Annotated in this window: 11 protein-coding genes, 3 tRNA genes and 3 rRNA genes; 13 read left to right on the top strand and 4 right to left on the bottom strand. The window is 52.6% G+C overall.

Features of this window, described 5'->3' with window-relative positions; translation table 11 throughout:
• The first annotated feature begins 119 nt into the window (after window positions 1-119).
• The 6 genes from rbsD (at window position 120) to rbsR (ending at window position 6,001) form a co-directional block, all read left to right on the top strand.
• Window positions 120-539, top strand: coding sequence for a D-ribose pyranase (gene rbsD, locus QEN32_RS22265; RefSeq protein ID WP_000715944.1), 420 nt, complete (start codon window positions 120-122; stop codon window positions 537-539).
• Between the two features lie 7 nt (window positions 540-546).
• Window positions 547-2,052 carry a ribose ABC transporter ATP-binding protein RbsA gene (gene rbsA / locus QEN32_RS22260; RefSeq protein WP_000339359.1) on the top strand — a complete coding sequence of 502 codons (1,506 nt, stop codon included), beginning with the start codon at window positions 547-549 and terminating at the stop codon, window positions 2,050-2,052.
• A 4-nt stretch (window positions 2,053-2,056) separates the two neighbouring features.
• Window positions 2,057-3,022, top strand: coding sequence for a ribose ABC transporter permease (gene rbsC, locus QEN32_RS22255; RefSeq protein WP_000211345.1), 966 nt, complete (start codon window positions 2,057-2,059; stop codon window positions 3,020-3,022).
• A 24-nt stretch (window positions 3,023-3,046) separates the two neighbouring features.
• Window positions 3,047-3,937, top strand: coding sequence for a ribose ABC transporter substrate-binding protein RbsB (gene rbsB / locus QEN32_RS22250; protein WP_001056260.1), 891 nt, complete (start codon window positions 3,047-3,049; stop codon window positions 3,935-3,937).
• Between the two features lie 132 nt (window positions 3,938-4,069).
• Window positions 4,070-4,999: a ribokinase gene (rbsK, locus tag QEN32_RS22245; protein WP_000844730.1), complete on the top strand. Its 930-nt coding sequence runs from the start codon at window positions 4,070-4,072 to the stop codon at window positions 4,997-4,999.
• 3 nt (window positions 5,000-5,002) lie between these two features.
• A complete protein-coding gene (rbsR, locus tag QEN32_RS22240; RefSeq protein ID WP_000224491.1) occupies window positions 5,003-6,001 on the top strand; it encodes a ribose operon transcriptional repressor RbsR in 999 nt (332 codons plus the stop codon).
• Here the strand turns inward: rbsR and mdtD are convergent.
• Window positions 5,967-7,394 carry a multidrug transporter subunit MdtD gene (mdtD, locus tag QEN32_RS22235; protein ID WP_000202071.1) on the bottom strand — a complete coding sequence of 476 codons (1,428 nt, stop codon included), beginning with the start codon at window positions 7,392-7,394 and terminating at the stop codon, window positions 5,967-5,969. The two genes, rbsR and mdtD, sit on opposite strands and share 35 nt — an antisense overlap.
• Window positions 7,395-7,405: 11 nt before the next feature.
• Window positions 7,406-8,110, bottom strand: coding sequence for a FadR/GntR family transcriptional regulator (locus tag QEN32_RS22230; RefSeq protein WP_001131144.1), 705 nt, complete (start codon window positions 8,108-8,110; stop codon window positions 7,406-7,408).
• A 480-nt stretch (window positions 8,111-8,590) separates the two neighbouring features.
• On the opposite strand from QEN32_RS22230, the gene QEN32_RS22225 reads away from it, so the two are divergent.
• From QEN32_RS22225 to QEN32_RS22200, 6 genes are all read left to right on the top strand, one after another.
• Window positions 8,591-10,132, top strand: a 16S ribosomal RNA gene (locus QEN32_RS22225).
• A gap of 85 nt (window positions 10,133-10,217) precedes the next feature.
• Window positions 10,218-10,293, top strand: a tRNA-Glu gene (locus tag QEN32_RS22220).
• Window positions 10,294-10,486: 193 nt separating this feature from the next.
• Window positions 10,487-13,393 (top strand): 23S ribosomal RNA (locus tag QEN32_RS22215).
• A 196-nt stretch (window positions 13,394-13,589) separates the two neighbouring features.
• Window positions 13,590-13,705, top strand: a 5S ribosomal RNA gene (gene rrf, locus QEN32_RS22210).
• The 16S, 23S and 5S rRNA genes sit together here with 3 tRNA genes alongside, the layout of an rRNA operon.
• 54 nt (window positions 13,706-13,759) lie before the next feature.
• A tRNA-Asp gene (locus QEN32_RS22205) sits at window positions 13,760-13,836 on the top strand.
• A gap of 8 nt (window positions 13,837-13,844) precedes the next feature.
• A tRNA-Trp gene (locus QEN32_RS22200) sits at window positions 13,845-13,920 on the top strand.
• Between the two features lie 100 nt (window positions 13,921-14,020).
• Here QEN32_RS22200 and hdfR read toward each other — a convergent pair.
• Window positions 14,021-14,869 (bottom strand): HTH-type transcriptional regulator HdfR, encoded by an 849-nt coding sequence (hdfR, locus tag QEN32_RS22195; protein WP_079969277.1) that lies wholly within the window; start codon window positions 14,867-14,869, stop codon window positions 14,021-14,023.
• A 106-nt stretch (window positions 14,870-14,975) separates the two neighbouring features.
• Between hdfR and maoP the strand changes: the two genes are divergently transcribed.
• Complete coding sequence (gene maoP, locus QEN32_RS22190) at window positions 14,976-15,314, top strand: macrodomain Ori organization protein MaoP (RefSeq protein WP_000840996.1); 339 nt, start codon at window positions 14,976-14,978, stop codon at window positions 15,312-15,314.
• A gap of 24 nt (window positions 15,315-15,338) precedes the next feature.
• Here the strand turns inward: maoP and QEN32_RS22185 are convergent, their stop codons facing one another.
• Window positions 15,339-16,859 (bottom strand): YifB family Mg chelatase-like AAA ATPase, encoded by a 1,521-nt coding sequence (locus tag QEN32_RS22185; RefSeq protein WP_023206359.1) that lies wholly within the window; start codon window positions 16,857-16,859, stop codon window positions 15,339-15,341.
• Window positions 16,860-16,915: the final 56 nt, after the last annotated feature.

Genomic DNA, 16,915 nt, shown 5'->3' with positions numbered 1-16,915 from the left:
GATTTCCGCTAGCGAAACGTTTCGACGGCGATCACAATTCTGTTACGTCATGATGGTTTTATGAACACATCCAGGGTTACACTGCGGCCAGCGAAACGTTTCGCTAGTGGAGCAGAAAAATGAAGAAAGGCACCGTACTCAACTCTGAAATCTCGTCGGTCATTTCCCGTCTGGGGCATACTGATACTCTGGTGGTCTGTGATGCGGGTTTACCCATCCCGAATAGCACCGCGCGTATCGATATGGCACTAACCCAGGGCGTACCTTCTTTTATGCAGGTGGTGGATGTCGTGACCCGGGAAATGCAGGTTGAGGCGGCGATTCTTGCAACGGAAATCAAACAACAGAATCCGCAGCTCCACGAAACGTTGCTCACTCACCTTGAGCAACTGCAGCAACACCAGGGAAACACCATAAAAATTAGTTATACGACACACGAACAATTCAAAAAATTGACTGCAGACAGTCAGGCGGTGATTCGCAGCGGGGAGTGTTCCCCGTATGCGAACGTCATTCTTTGCGCTGGCGTCACGTTCTGAGGCCGCTATGGACGCATTACTGCAACTCAAAGGGATCGATAAAGCGTTCCCCGGCGTGAAGGCTCTCTCCGGCGCCGCGTTAAACGTTTATCCTGGCCGCGTTATGGCGCTGGTGGGGGAAAACGGCGCCGGAAAATCCACCATGATGAAAGTATTAACCGGCATCTATACGCGAGATGCGGGATCGTTGTTATGGCTGGGTAAAGAGACCACCTTTAACGGGCCTAAATCGTCTCAGGAAGCCGGGATCGGCATTATTCATCAGGAACTGAACCTGATTCCGCAGTTGACCATTGCGGAAAATATCTTCCTGGGCCGTGAATTTGTGAATCGCTTTGGCAAAATCGACTGGAAAAAGATGTATGCCGAAGCCGACCACCTCTTAGCCAAACTCAATCTGCGCTTTAAGAGCGATAAGCTGGTGGGCGAACTCTCTATCGGCGATCAGCAAATGGTGGAAATCGCCAAAGTGCTGAGCTTCGAATCCAAAGTCATCATTATGGATGAACCGACCGATGCGCTGACCGACACTGAAACCGACTCTCTGTTCCGCGTTATCCGCGAATTAAAATCGCAGGGGCGCGGCATTGTCTATATCTCCCACCGTATGAAAGAGATCTTCGAAATTTGCGATGACGTGACGGTCTTCCGCGATGGGCAATTTATCGCCGAGCGTGAAGTGGCCACGTTGACCGAAGATTCTCTTATCGAAATGATGGTGGGACGTAAGCTGGAAGATCAGTACCCGCATCTGGATAACGCGCCGGGTGAGATTCGCCTCAAGGTCGATAATCTGTGCGGACCGGGCGTGAATGATGTCTCTTTTGTGCTGCGAAAAGGCGAGATTCTTGGCATTTCCGGCCTGATGGGCGCCGGTCGCACCGAGCTGATGAAAGTATTGTACGGCGCGATGCCGCGAACCAGCGGTTACGTGACGCTCGATGGACACGAAGTGGTGACGCGTTCTCCGCAGGACGGGCTGGCCAATGGCATCGTTTATATCTCTGAAGACCGTAAGCGCGATGGACTGGTGCTCGGCATGTCAGTTAAAGAGAATATGTCGCTGACGGCGCTGGACTATTTCAGCCGCGCTGGCGGAAGCCTGAAACACAAAGATGAGCAGCAGGCGGTGGGGGATTTTATCCGTCTGTTCAACGTCAAGACGCCGTCAATGGAACAGGCGATAGGCCTGCTTTCTGGCGGTAATCAGCAAAAAGTGGCGATTGCCCGCGGGTTGATGACGCGCCCGAAAGTGCTCATTCTCGACGAGCCGACTCGCGGCGTGGACGTCGGCGCCAAGAAAGAGATTTACCAGCTTATCAACCAGTTTAAGGCCGACGGCCTGAGCATCATTCTGGTCTCATCTGAGATGCCAGAAGTATTAGGCATGAGCGATCGCATCATCGTCATGCATGAAGGGCATCTCAGCGGTGAATTTACTCGCGAGCAGGCCACCCAGGAAGTGTTAATGGCTGCCGCAGTGGGCAAGCTTAATCGCGTGAATCAGGAGTAAAAAGATGACAACCCAGGCTGTTTCTGGTCGCCGTTATTTCACTAAAGCGTGGCTTCTTGAGCAGAAGTCGCTCATTGCCCTGCTGGTGCTGATCGCGATTGTTTCGACGTTGAGCCCCAACTTTTTTACCGTTAATAATCTGTTCAATATTCTTCAACAGACCTCCGTCAACGCCATTATGGCGGTGGGGATGACGTTGGTGATTCTGACATCGGGGATCGATCTGTCCGTCGGCTCCCTGCTGGCGCTCACCGGCGCGGTTGCCGCTTCAATCGTCGGCGTTGAAGTGAATGCGCTGGTCGCGGTTGCCGCCGCGCTGGCGCTGGGCGCTGCGATTGGCGCCGTCACTGGCGTTATCGTCGCGAAGGGCCGCGTACAGGCGTTTATCGCTACGCTGGTGATGATGCTGCTACTGCGTGGCGTGACGATGGTTTACACCGACGGTAGCCCGGTCAACACCGGCTTTACCGATAACGCCGATCTGTTTGGCTGGTTCGGTATCGGCCGTCCGCTGGGCGTTCCTACGCCGGTCTGGATCATGGCTATCGTCTTTATCGCCGCCTGGTATATGCTGCATCACACCCGTCTGGGACGCTATATCTACGCGCTGGGCGGTAACGAAGCGGCGACGCGCCTGTCTGGCATTAGCGTGAGCAAAGTGAAAATTATCGTCTATTCACTTTGCGGCCTGACAGCGTCGCTGGCGGGCATCATTGAAGTGGCGCGCCTCTCTTCCGCGCAGCCGACGGCGGGTACCGGCTATGAGCTGGATGCTATTGCCGCCGTGGTGCTGGGCGGCACCAGCCTTGCAGGCGGTAAAGGACGCATTGTTGGGACATTGATCGGCGCATTGATTCTCGGCTTCCTTAATAATGGTTTGAATTTGTTAGGTGTTTCCTCCTATTACCAGATGATCGTCAAAGCGGTGGTGATTTTGCTGGCGGTACTGGTAGACAACAAAAAGCAGTAACAACGACTACAGGACATCTGAAATATGAACATGAAAAAACTGGCTACCCTGGTATCTGCTGTTGCGCTGAGCGCCACCGTGAGCGCGAATGCAATGGCGAAAGACACCATTGCGCTGGTGATCTCTACCCTCAATAACCCCTTCTTCGTGTCGTTAAAAGACGGGGCGCAAAAAGAGGCGGATAAACTGGGTTATAACCTGGTGGTGCTGGACTCCCAGAACAACCCTGCCAAAGAGCTGGCGAACGTGCAGGATTTAACCGTTCGCGGGACCAAAATTCTGCTGATCAACCCGACTGACTCCGATGCGGTGGGTAACGCGGTGAAGATGGCGAACCAGGCGAAGATTCCGGTTATCACGCTTGACCGCCAGGCAACCAAAGGCGATGTCGTCAGCCATATCGCGTCTGATAACGTGCTGGGCGGTAAGATCGCTGGCGACTATATCGCGAAAAAAGCTGGCGAAGGCGCCAAAGTGATTGAGTTGCAAGGCATTGCCGGAACATCTGCGGCGCGTGAGCGTGGCGAAGGTTTCCAGCAGGCGGTAGCCGCCCACAAATTTAATGTCCTGGCCAGCCAGCCTGCTGATTTCGACCGTACTAAGGGTCTGAACGTCATGCAGAACCTGCTGACCGCGCATCCGGATGTTCAGGCTGTCTTCGCCCAGAACGATGAAATGGCGCTGGGCGCACTGCGCGCGCTGCAAACTGCCGGTAAAGCAGATGTGATGGTGGTTGGATTTGACGGTACGCCGGATGGCGAAAAGGCCGTAAAAGATGGCAAACTGGCAGCGACTATCGCTCAGTTACCGGATCAAATCGGCGCCAAAGGCGTTGAAGTGGCGGATAAGGTGCTGAAAGGCGAAAAAGTTCAGGCCAAATATCCGGTTGACCTGAAACTGGTCATCAAGCAGTAATAAACGACACGGGTCAACTATGGCCTGATGGCGACAGAAATACGCGAGCCTCCGCTGAGGTGAACGTAAAAAAAGAAAAGCAGGGCACGCGCCACCCTAACCGGTGGCGCACTTTGACGTGGAACCCCGAATATGAAAACCGCAGGTAATCTCATCGTCCTTGGCAGCATTAATGCCGATCATATCCTTAATCTTGAGTCCTTCCCTACCCCGGGTGAAACGGTAACCGGTAGCCATTATCAGGTCGCGTTTGGCGGGAAAGGCGCGAATCAGGCGGTTGCTGCGGGACGTAGCGGGGCAAATATTGCGTTTATCGCCTGCACGGGCGATGACGATATTGGCGACAGTATTCGTAAACAATTAGTCAGCGATCGTATTGATATCGCGCCAGTTAGCGTTATTAAAGGCGAGTCTACCGGGGTGGCGCTGATTTTCGTTAACGGCGAAGGCGAGAACGTCATCGGTATTCATGCCGGAGCGAATGCCGCGTTATCGCCGGCGTTGGTTGATGCGCAACGTGAACGTATCGCGCAGGCGGATGCGTTACTGATGCAGCTGGAATCGCCGCTGGAAAGCGTACTGGCGGCGGCGAAAATCGCCCATCAACATCATACTACTGTTGCGCTTAACCCGGCGCCTGCCCGTGAGCTACCGGATGAACTGCTGGCGCTGGTGGACATCATCACGCCAAATGAAACGGAAGCTGAAAAGCTGACGGGCGTGCGTGTGGAAAATGACGACGATGCCGCGAAAGCTGCGCAGGTTTTGCATGATAAAGGCATTCGAACCGTATTAATTACCTTAGGAAGCCGTGGCGTCTGGGCCAGCGTAAACGGCGAGGGCCGCCGCGTTCCTGGATTTAGCGTTGAGGCTGTCGATACCATTGCCGCCGGAGATACGTTTAACGGCGCCTTTATCACCGCGATACTGGAGGAGACGCCGTTGCCGGAAGCGATTCGCTTTGCCCATGCCGCCGCCGCGATTGCCGTAACGCGTAAAGGCGCGCAACCTTCCGTTCCGTGGCGCGAAGAGATAGAAGCGTTTTTACATCAGCAGGGGTAACGCTTGGCTACTATGAAAGATGTTGCCCGCCTGGCGGGAGTCTCTACATCGACGGTCTCTCACGTTATTAACAAAGATCGCTTTGTGAGTGAGACGATAACCGAAAAAGTTGAAGCGGCGATTAAATCACTTAACTATGCGCCTTCTGCGCTGGCGCGAAGCCTCAAGTTAAACCAGACCCGCACGATTGGTATGCTAATTACCGCCAGTACCAACCCTTTTTATTCCGAACTGGTGCGCGGCGTTGAGCGAAGCTGTTTTGAGCGCGGTTATAGTCTGGTGCTGTGCAATACCGAAGGCGACGAGCAACGGATGAACCGCAACCTGGAGACGCTGATGCAAAAACGGGTAGACGGTTTACTGCTGCTGTGTACCGAAACGCATCAGCCTTCTCGTGAAATCATGGAGCGTTATCCGTCTATTCCTACCGTCATGATGGACTGGTCGCCGTTTGATGGTGAGGGCGATAGCGATCTCATTCAGGATAATTCGTTGTTAGGCGGCGATCTTGCGACGCAATACCTTATCGATAAAGGATTTACCCGAATAGCCTGTATTACCGGCCCGCTGGACAAAACGCCAGCGCGTTTGCGGCTGGAAGGGTATCGGGCGGCGATGAAACGCGCAGGGCTGGCTATTCCGCAAGGCTATGAGATCACCGGCGATTTTGAATTTGGCGGCGGCTTTGACGCCATGCAGGCGTTACTGGCCCATCAACAGCGACCGCAAGCGGTTTTTACCGGAAACGATGCGATGGCTGTCGGCGCCTATCAGGCGCTATATCAGGCGGGGCTTCGTATCCCGCAGGATATGGCAGTCATTGGCTATGATGATATTGAGCTGGCGCGCTATATGACGCCGCCGCTGACGACTATCCATCAGCCGAAAGATGAATTGGGCGAGCTGGCTATTGATGTGTTGATTCATCGGATGGCGCAGCCCGCCTTGCAACAACAGCGACTTCAGCTTACTCCGGTTTTGACGGTGCGTGGGTCGGTTTAGATTTATGCCGTTCTTTAATCAGATTGTTGCCGTCTTTGGCTCTTAGCAGCATAAACATCAGCGCGGACACGATAGTGATCGCCCCCATCGTGATAAAGGTATAGTGGAACTGTTCCACGGTACTGGTGCCCGCAAAACCTTCATAAATACGTAACACCGCCGCGCTGATCGCCACGCCTAAACTGATAGACAATTGCTGCGTAACCGCCAGAACGCTGTTGCCGCTGCTGGCATTATCGTCCGTCAGATCCGCAAGAGTAATCGTATTCATTGCCGTAAATTGAGTGGACATCGCCATTCCAAGAATGAATAGCGGCAGTACGAGCATCCAGATCGGCATGGCGGGAGATTGAAACGAAAACTGGGCAATCATCAGACCGATAAATACCGTAATGCCGACCAGAGTCTTCCGGTATCCCAAACGTCGCAAAACCTGCGTTACGGTCGATTTCGCGATAATAGAACCCAAAGCTGTCGGCGCCATCATGCAGCCGGCGATCAGAGCCGGGTAGCCAAAACCAACCTGTAGCATTAACGGCATCAAAAAAGGTACGCAGCCTGTCCCCAGACGCGTGGCGAGGTTGCCGGCAATACCGACGGAAAATGTGCGTGTCTTAAACAGCGATAGTGATATTAACGGTGTCGGATGACGGCGGGCGTGGCGGATATAGGCCAATAGTAGAACGATACTGCAAAAAATAATGGCGGATGCGATCCATGTCGCCACAATCTTTTCGCCAAACAGTTCCATTCCGCTGGAAAATAAAACCAGACTTAACCCAAAAAGAAAGAAGCCGGTCATGTCAAACTTGCGACGCGGCGTGGTGAAGTTGGGCATATATTTGCGGGCATACAGAATGCCTGCAACACCAATGGGAATATTAATCAGGAAGATCCAGTGCCAGCTTGCCCAGGTCACCAGTACGCCGCCTAATACCGGCCCCAGAATCGGACCTACCAGCCCCGGCATAGTGACAAAGTTAAGAACGGGCAGCAGCTCACTACGCGGATAGGCTCGCAATAACGCCAGCCGCGCCACTGGCATCATCATCGCTCCGCCGACGCCTTGTACGACGCGAAAAATAACCAATTCAGATAGTGAACTGGAGAGCGCGCAGGCCAGCGAGCCTAACGTAAACAGACTTACGGCAACCATAAAGACGCGACGCGTACCAAAGCGGTCAGCCAGCCAGCCGCTTACCGGAATTAACATAGCTACTGTCAGGGTATAACTGATAATAGCGGACTGCATGGCGAGTGGTGAACGGTTAAGACTATGCGCAATAGCCGGTAAAGCGGTATTCAAAATGGTGGCGTCTAGCGCCTGCATAAAGAAGGCCATCGCCGCGATCCACGGCAGGCCAGCCATACTGCGCGCTTTTTTGCTGGTCATTCAATATCCTGTTAATTATCTGGTCTCTCATTGGGCGCTATTAACAACGCCTGGCAGGCCTGGAAAGCGCGTTCGCCGTCGCCATCAGCGATGGCATCAACAATGGCCTGGTGCAAATCCAGCTTTACCACCTCGTTATAGGTGATTGAGGTAAAGTAAGTGTGATAAACCGAATGAAATAGCGTCGCAAAAGAGATTAGAAAGGGATTGGCGCTCATTTCGTAGATATGCTCGTGCCACGCCATATCCACTTCAATCCAGCGTTCACGCTTAAAATGCTTTTTCAGCGCGACCATCTCTTCCATTAAGGCATTAAGCCGCGCTTTCTGCTCCGGTGTGCCAAGAGTCGCCGCCAGCAGGCAGGCTTGCGGCTCCAGGCTAATACGCATCACCAGAAAATGATCTACCACCTGATGAAAATTTTCTTCCGTCATCCACCAGGTCAGCAGCTCTTGATCCAGAAAGTTCCAGTTTCCCTGCGGCATCACCCGCGTACCAATGCGCGGACGGGGTAGCACCATACCTTTAGCCGTCAACGTTTTCACCGCTTCGCGAACTGCCGTTCGACTTACGCCGTACTGCTCGCCCAGTTCTATTTCGCCGGGAAGAATCGTACCGGGGGCGTAGTCACCCTTTAATATCCGCTGCGCCAGCTTTTCAGCCAGAACATAGGATAGATTTTTCTGTGCGGCTAATTGTTGTGCGCTTAAAGGCATGAATGTTCTTCCTTTCTCTTTCGTTTGGTTATTAGTATGCCACCTGGAAGTGTGATTGCAGTTGCAATAACGGCAATTTGCTTATTTTATGGCACGTTAAGCACGCTGTTGATGAAAAAAGAGACACTCAGAAAATTATTTTAAATTTCCTCTTGTCAGGCAGAAATAACTCCCTATAATGCGCCACCACTGACACGGAACAACGGCATACAGGCCGCCGGGTCAGCGGGGTTCAGACCAGAACCTCACGGAGAAAAGCGAAAATAAACGCTTGACTCTGAAGCGGGAAAGCGTAATATGCACACCCCGCGCCGCTGAGAAAAAGCGAAGCGGCACTGCTCTTTAACAATTTATCAGACAATCTGTGTGGGCACTCGAAGATACGGATTCTTGACGTCGCAAGACGAAAAATGAATACCAAGTCTCAAGAGTGAACACGTAATTCATTACGAAGTTTAATTCTTTGAGCATCAAACTTTTAAATTGAAGAGTTTGATCATGGCTCAGATTGAACGCTGGCGGCAGGCCTAACACATGCAAGTCGAACGGTAACAGGAAGCAGCTTGCTGCTTCGCTGACGAGTGGCGGACGGGTGAGTAATGTCTGGGAAACTGCCTGATGGAGGGGGATAACTACTGGAAACGGTGGCTAATACCGCATAACGTCGCAAGACCAAAGAGGGGGACCTTCGGGCCTCTTGCCATCAGATGTGCCCAGATGGGATTAGCTTGTTGGTGAGGTAACGGCTCACCAAGGCGACGATCCCTAGCTGGTCTGAGAGGATGACCAGCCACACTGGAACTGAGACACGGTCCAGACTCCTACGGGAGGCAGCAGTGGGGAATATTGCACAATGGGCGCAAGCCTGATGCAGCCATGCCGCGTGTATGAAGAAGGCCTTCGGGTTGTAAAGTACTTTCAGCGGGGAGGAAGGTGTTGTGGTTAATAACCGCAGCAATTGACGTTACCCGCAGAAGAAGCACCGGCTAACTCCGTGCCAGCAGCCGCGGTAATACGGAGGGTGCAAGCGTTAATCGGAATTACTGGGCGTAAAGCGCACGCAGGCGGTCTGTCAAGTCGGATGTGAAATCCCCGGGCTCAACCTGGGAACTGCATTCGAAACTGGCAGGCTTGAGTCTTGTAGAGGGGGGTAGAATTCCAGGTGTAGCGGTGAAATGCGTAGAGATCTGGAGGAATACCGGTGGCGAAGGCGGCCCCCTGGACAAAGACTGACGCTCAGGTGCGAAAGCGTGGGGAGCAAACAGGATTAGATACCCTGGTAGTCCACGCCGTAAACGATGTCTACTTGGAGGTTGTGCCCTTGAGGCGTGGCTTCCGGAGCTAACGCGTTAAGTAGACCGCCTGGGGAGTACGGCCGCAAGGTTAAAACTCAAATGAATTGACGGGGGCCCGCACAAGCGGTGGAGCATGTGGTTTAATTCGATGCAACGCGAAGAACCTTACCTGGTCTTGACATCCACAGAACTTTCCAGAGATGGATTGGTGCCTTCGGGAACTGTGAGACAGGTGCTGCATGGCTGTCGTCAGCTCGTGTTGTGAAATGTTGGGTTAAGTCCCGCAACGAGCGCAACCCTTATCCTTTGTTGCCAGCGATTAGGTCGGGAACTCAAAGGAGACTGCCAGTGATAAACTGGAGGAAGGTGGGGATGACGTCAAGTCATCATGGCCCTTACGACCAGGGCTACACACGTGCTACAATGGCGCATACAAAGAGAAGCGACCTCGCGAGAGCAAGCGGACCTCATAAAGTGCGTCGTAGTCCGGATTGGAGTCTGCAACTCGACTCCATGAAGTCGGAATCGCTAGTAATCGTGGATCAGAATGCCACGGTGAATACGTTCCCGGGCCTTGTACACACCGCCCGTCACACCATGGGAGTGGGTTGCAAAAGAAGTAGGTAGCTTAACCTTCGGGAGGGCGCTTACCACTTTGTGATTCATGACTGGGGTGAAGTCGTAACAAGGTAACCGTAGGGGAACCTGCGGTTGGATCACCTCCTTACCTTAAAGAAGCGTACTTTGCAGTGCTCACACAGATTGTCTGATAGAAAGTAAAAAGCAAGGCGTCTTGCGATTGAGACTTCAGTGTCCCCTTCGTCTAGAGGCCCAGGACACCGCCCTTTCACGGCGGTAACAGGGGTTCGAATCCCCTAGGGGACGCCACTTGCGCGGTAATGTGTGAAAGGCGTTGCCATCAGTATCTCAAAACTGACTTACGAGTCACGTTTGAGATATTTGCTCTTTAAAAATCTGGATCAAGCTGAAAATTGAAACACAGAACAACGAAAGTTGTTCGTGAGTCTCTCAAATTTTCGCAACACGATGATGAATCGTAAGAAACATCTTCGGGTTGTGAGGTTAAGCGACTAAGCGTACACGGTGGATGCCCTGGCAGTCAGAGGCGATGAAGGGCGTGCTAATCTGCGATAAGCGCCGGTAAGGTGATATGAACCGTTATAACCGGCGATACCCGAATGGGGAAACCCAGTGTGACTCGTCACACTATCATTAACTGAATCCATAGGTTAATGAGGCGAACCGGGGGAACTGAAACATCTAAGTACCCCGAGGAAAAGAAATCAACCGAGATTCCCCCAGTAGCGGCGAGCGAACGGGGAGGAGCCCAGAGCCTGAATCAGCATGTGTGTTAGTGGAAGCGTCTGGAAAGGCGCGCGATACAGGGTGACAGCCCCGTACACAAAAGCGCATGTGCTGTGAGCTCGATGAGTAGGGCGGGACACGTGGTATCCTGTCTGAATATGGGGGGACCATCCTCCAAGGCTAAATACTCCTGACTGACCGATAGTGAACCAGTACCGTGAGGGAAAGGCGAAAAGAACCCCGGCGAGGGGAGTGAAAAAGAACCTGAAACCGTGTACGTACAAGCAGTGGGAGCACAGGTTTACCTGTGTGACTGCGTACCTTTTGTATAATGGGTCAGCGACTTATATTCTGTAGCAAGGTTAACCGTATAGGGGAGCCGCAGGGAAACCGAGTCTTAACCGGGCGTTAAGTTGCAGGGTATAGACCCGAAACCCGGTGATCTAGCCATGGGCAGGTTGAAGGTTGGGTAACACTAACTGGAGGACCGAACCGACTAATGTTGAAAAATTAGCGGATGACCTGTGGCTGGGGGTGAAAGGCCAATCAAACCGGGAGATAGCTGGTTCTCCCCGAAAGCTATTTAGGTAGCGCCTCGTGAATTCATCTCCGGGGGTAGAGCACTGTTTCGGCTAGGGGGCCATCCCGGCTTACCAACCCGATGCAAACTGCGAATACCGGAGAATGTTATCACGGGAGACACACGGCGGGTGCTAACGTCCGTCGTGAAGAGGGAAACAACCCAGACCGCCAGCTAAGGTCCCAAAGTCATGGTTAAGTGGGAAACGATGTGGGAAGGCCCAGACAGCCAGGATGTTGGCTTAGAAGCAGCCATCATTTAAAGAAAGCGTAATAGCTCACTGGTCGAGTCGGCCTGCGCGGAAGATGTAACGGGGCTAAACCATGCACCGAAGCTGCGGCAGCGACACTGTGTGTTGTTGGGTAGGGGAGCGTTCTGTAAGCCTGCGAAGGTGGCCTGTGAGGGTTGCTGGAGGTATCAGAAGTGCGAATGCTGACATAAGTAACGATAAAGCGGGTGAAAAGCCCGCTCGCCGGAAGACCAAGGGTTCCTGTCCAACGTTAATCGGGGCAGGGTGAGTCGACCCCTAAGGCGAGGCCGAAAGGCGTAGTCGATGGGAAACGGGTTAATATTCCCGTACTTGGTGTTACTGCGAAGGGGGGACGGAGAAGGCTATGTTGGCCGGGCGACGGTTGTCCCGGTTTAAGCGTGTAGGTGTGTGTTCCAGGTAAATCCGGTTCACTTTAACACTGAGGCGTGACGACGAGGCACTACGGTGCTGAAGCAACAAATGCCCTGCTTCCAGGAAAAGCCTCTAAGCATCAGGTAACATCAAATCGTACCCCAAACCGACACAGGTGGTCAGGTAGAGAATACCAAGGCGCTTGAGAGAACTCGGGTGAAGGAACTAGGCAAAATGGTGCCGTAACTTCGGGAGAAGGCACGCTGACACGTAGGTGAAGTGATTTACTCATGGAGCTGAAGTCAGTCGAAGATACCAGCTGGCTGCAACTGTTTATTAAAAACACAGCACTGTGCAAACACGAAAGTGGACGTATACGGTGTGACGCCTGCCCGGTGCCGGAAGGTTAATTGATGGGGTCAGCGCAAGCGAAGCTCCTGATCGAAGCCCCGGTAAACGGCGGCCGTAACTATAACGGTCCTAAGGTAGCGAAATTCCTTGTCGGGTAAGTTCCGACCTGCACGAATGGCGTAATGATGGCCAGGCTGTCTCCACCCGAGACTCAGTGAAATTGAACTCGCTGTGAAGATGCAGTGTACCCGCGGCAAGACGGAAAGACCCCGTGAACCTTTACTATAGCTTGACACTGAACATTGAGCCTTGATGTGTAGGATAGGTGGGAGGCTTTGAAGTGTGGACGCCAGTCTGCATGGAGCCGACCTTGAAATACCACCCTTTAATGTTTGATGTTCTAACGTGGACCCGTAATCCGGGTTGCGGACAGTGTCTGGTGGGTAGTTTGACTGGGGCGGTCTCCTCCTAAAGAGTAACGGAGGAGCACGAAGGTTGGCTAATCCTGGTCGGACATCAGGAGGTTAGTGCAATGGCATAAGCCAGCTTGACTGCGAGCGTGACGGCGCGAGCAGGTGCGAAAGCAGGTCATAGTGATCCGGTGGTTCTGAATGGAAGGGCCATCGCTCAACGGATAAAAGGTACTCCGGGGATAACAGGCTGATACCGCCCAAGAGTTCATATCGACGGCGGTGTTTGGCACCTCGATGTCGGCTCATCACATCCTGGGGCTGAAGTAGGTCCCAAGGGTATGGCTGTTCGCCATTTAAAGTGGTACGCGAGCTGGGTTTAGAACGTCGTGAGACAGTTCGGTCCCTATCTGCCGTGGGCGCTGGAGAACTGAGGGGGGCTGCTCCTAGTACGAGAGGACCGGAGTGGACGCATCACTGGTGTTCGGGTTGTCATGCCAATGGCACTGCCCGGTAGCTAAATGCGGAAGAGATAAGTGCTGAAAGCATCTAAGCACGAAACTTGCCCCGAGATGAGTTCTCCCTGAGACTTTAGGTCTCCTGAAGGAACGTTGAAGACGACGACGTTGATAGGCCGGGTGTGTAAGCGCAGCGATGCGTTGAGCTAACCGGTACTAATGAACCGTGAGGCTTAACCTTACAACGCCGAAGATGTTTTGGCGGATGAGAGACGATTTTCAGCACTGATTCAGAGTTGAGTACGCAATAATTTGCGCAGCAGCAAGGCGGCAAGCGAAGGAAAGGAAGGAGCATACAGAAGTATGTGACTGAGTTTACGAGCGCAGGCAACGCCGCTGATGCGATAAAGAATTGCGTACAGAGCACAAAGAATTTGCCTGGCGGCCGTAGCGCGGTGGTCCCACCTGACCCCATGCCGAACTCAGAAGTGAAACGCCGTAGCGCCGATGGTAGTGTGGGGTCTCCCCATGCGAGAGTAGGGAACTGCCAGGCATCAAATTAAGCAGTAAACTGATGTAAAAATCAGTGGTTGTAAAAGAATTCGGTGGAGCGGTAGTTCAGTTGGTTAGAATACCTGCCTGTCACGCAGGGGGTCGCGGGTTCGAGTCCCGTCCGTTCCGCCACCCTAATTAGGGGCGTAGTTCAATTGGTAGAGCACCGGTCTCCAAAACCGGGTGTTGGGAGTTCGAGTCTCTCCGCCCCTGCCAGAAATAATCCTTAGCATCTGCTAAGGATTTTTTTTGCCTGAAATTACCTGATTATCTGGTCAGGTAATCGTAAGTTCCCTTCTTTTTCTTTTCATCATTTTCATTGTTCATCCAGCACATCCGTTTTTAACAGATCGCAGATCAGCGAGTATTTATCGCTGTTTTGCAGCCAAATGGCGTATAGCGGCCGTAAAAGCGTTGCGCTGTCGGCAACGGTATGTAATCCGCCCTTTTCATTTGCCCAGTTTACAGGAAGCCAGCTACAGCCATTTAATGCGCTAAGCTGCTGTCGGGCGAGTTCGGCTGAGCTGGTTGTTAATACCGGCACTTCATCTGCTGCGATCAGCCCTGTTTCATGCTGTTGGAAGTCTGGTCCCCACTCCAGCCGCAGATAATTGAGTTCTGATTTCTTACGGGCAGGGCTGCTGCAATATAACGCCAAAGTGAAGTGCCCTAACAGCTGACTGCTGAACTCATCCATTTTGGGCGCTTCGGTAGTAATGAGGAGATCAAGCTGGCGTTCATGAAGTTGCTTCACAAGCGATTGCCGTTGAGCGATTCTGGCTTCGAACTGCAGGCCGCTTTGCGGCTCCTGTAGTTGGTACAGTCGCCCCAGCCAGGCGTTAAGCATACACTCCCATAAAGACGCGCTGGCGCCGATGGAAAACTCGTTATGGCGTGAGGTATGCGCCACCTCTTTACGTGCCGCCTGCCACGTATTCATCAGCGTTTCCGCATACGGTAAAAGTTTTTCGCCAGCCGTGGTTAAACGGATATTGTTTCTGTGCCGCGTAAAAAGGTTTACGCCCAGTTGATTCTCCAGTTGCCTGATACGAAAGCTCACCGCGGATTGCGTCAGGTAAAGTGCTTCTGCGGCCCGCCCGAAATGGCGTGTCCGGCTAACTTCCAGGAAAGTTTTTAACAATTCCGTATCCACTGTGCTCTCCACAAAATTATTTGTCGTTATGATTTAAATGTTTTGTTTTACACTCTGTCAAGCGTAACTAATACTCCGCGCCATAAATAGCTCAGACAAAGAATTAGGAGCGTGCAGGATGGCGGAAAGCTTTACGACGACTAATCGATATTTTGACAATAAACATTATCCACGTGGATTCTCTCGTCACGGTGATTTCACGATTAAAGAGGCACAACTGCTTGAGCGTCATGGTCATGCCTTTAATGATCTGGATCTTGGCAAGCGTGAGCCTGTGACTGAAGAAGAGAAGCTGTTTGTAGCGGTATGTCGCGGTGAACGCGAGCCGGTAACGGATGCAGAACGCGTCTGGTCCAAGTATATGACGCGTATCAAGCGTCCAAAACGCTTCCACACCTTGTCTGGCGGCAAGCCGCAAGTTGAAGGCGCAGAAGACTACACCGAAGCTGATGATTAATAAAAAGGGCGTAATGCCCTTTTTTTACGCCAACAGCTTTTGCAAATGAATTAACAATCTGTCTATCGCCCGATAGCTTACCGCCTCCTGCAAATGCTGACGCGAGATCTGGTCAGCCAGTTCTATGTCGGCAATGGTTCTGGCCACTTTTAGTAAACGCTGCCAGGCGCGAATGGATAATCCAAGATGCACCAGCGTGTCTTCAAGCCAGCGGGCGTCATCGTGATGCAAAATACAATATTTTTGGATTTCGCGACCCTCCAGACGCGCGTTTAACTTCTTCTGCCGTCGGTACTGCCGTTCATGGGCGGCGATGACCCGCTTTTTTACCGTAGCGCTGCTCTCACCCTTTGAGGCGTGTTGGCTAAGAATCCCGGGCGGTGGAAGCGGTATCTCAAGCGAAAGGTCAAAACGATCAAGAAACGGGCCTGACAACCGATTAAGGTAACGTAGTGTCTGTTCTGGCGTGCAGCGATTATGGTTTCCCTGATAATGTCCGGTTGGGCTGGGATTCATTGCGGCGATTAACTGGAACCTGGCAGGGTACGTTATTTTCGCTCTGGTACGGGATAAATGAATTTGACCTGATTCTATAGGTTCACGTAGCGCATCCAGTGTGCGTCGCTCAAATTCAGGCAATTCATCAAGGAACAAAATTCCGTTGTGCGCCAGCGATATCTCCCCCGGGGCGGGTATTGCGCCGCCGCCGACCATAGCAGTAAGTGAGGCGCTATGATGAGGTGAGCGAAAGGGACGTTGCTGCCATCGTTTTTGTACCGTATCGGCATTAACCAGACTGAGGATCGCGGCGCTTTCTAACGCCTCTTCATTGCTTAATGGTGGAAGAATCCCGCTTAGTCGACTGGCCAGCATGGTTTTACCCGTACCCGGCGGGCCGATCAATAGCAGATTATGTCCCCCTGCCGCTGTAATCTCCAGGCCGCGTTTACCCTGCTCCTGACCGATCACATCGCGAAGATCGGCAGTTGCGGTAGGCGATGCCATATCCTGAGCTAAAGGTCTTTCCAGGGCGTGTTTCCCTTCCAGAAAGGCGCAGACGGTTTGTAGATGATCGGCGATAAAACATCCTTCTTTGCTGATAAGCCCAACCTCCGCCGCGTTCTCTGTTGCGACGATAATATTTCTGCCGGCCCTGATGGCTTCCGTTGCGCTTGATATTGCGCCAGGAACGCCGCGTAATGCGCCTGTAAGCGCTAACTCACCCACCAGCTCATATGCCTCAAGATTCGATGCTGTAAGCTGCTCAGACGCGGCCAGAAGCGCAACAGCAATAGGCAGGTCATACCTTCCGCCCTCTTTCGGTAGATCGGCTGGAGCAAGGTTAATGGTTATTTTTTTAGCCGGAAATTCATATCCGCTATTAATAATCGCACTACGTACCCGGTCACGCGCCTCTTTTACCGTGGTTTCCGGTAGGCCAACCATGGTTAATCCCGGTAATCCATTACTGATATGCACCTCTATAGTGATAGGCGGCGCATTGACGCCAAGTGCGGCGCGAGTATGAACAATCGCCAGTGACATAATCCCTCCTGTTACGTGGATTATGCGGGATAGAAGAGAAAATCGAATTACTGACT

The organism is Salmonella sp. SA14318 (assembly GCF_029866905.1).
GTDB classification, from domain to species: domain Bacteria; phylum Pseudomonadota; class Gammaproteobacteria; order Enterobacterales; family Enterobacteriaceae; genus Salmonella; species Salmonella enterica.
The sequence above is the reverse complement of the archived record's forward strand: the minus strand, read 5'-3'. Positions and strand labels throughout refer to the sequence as shown.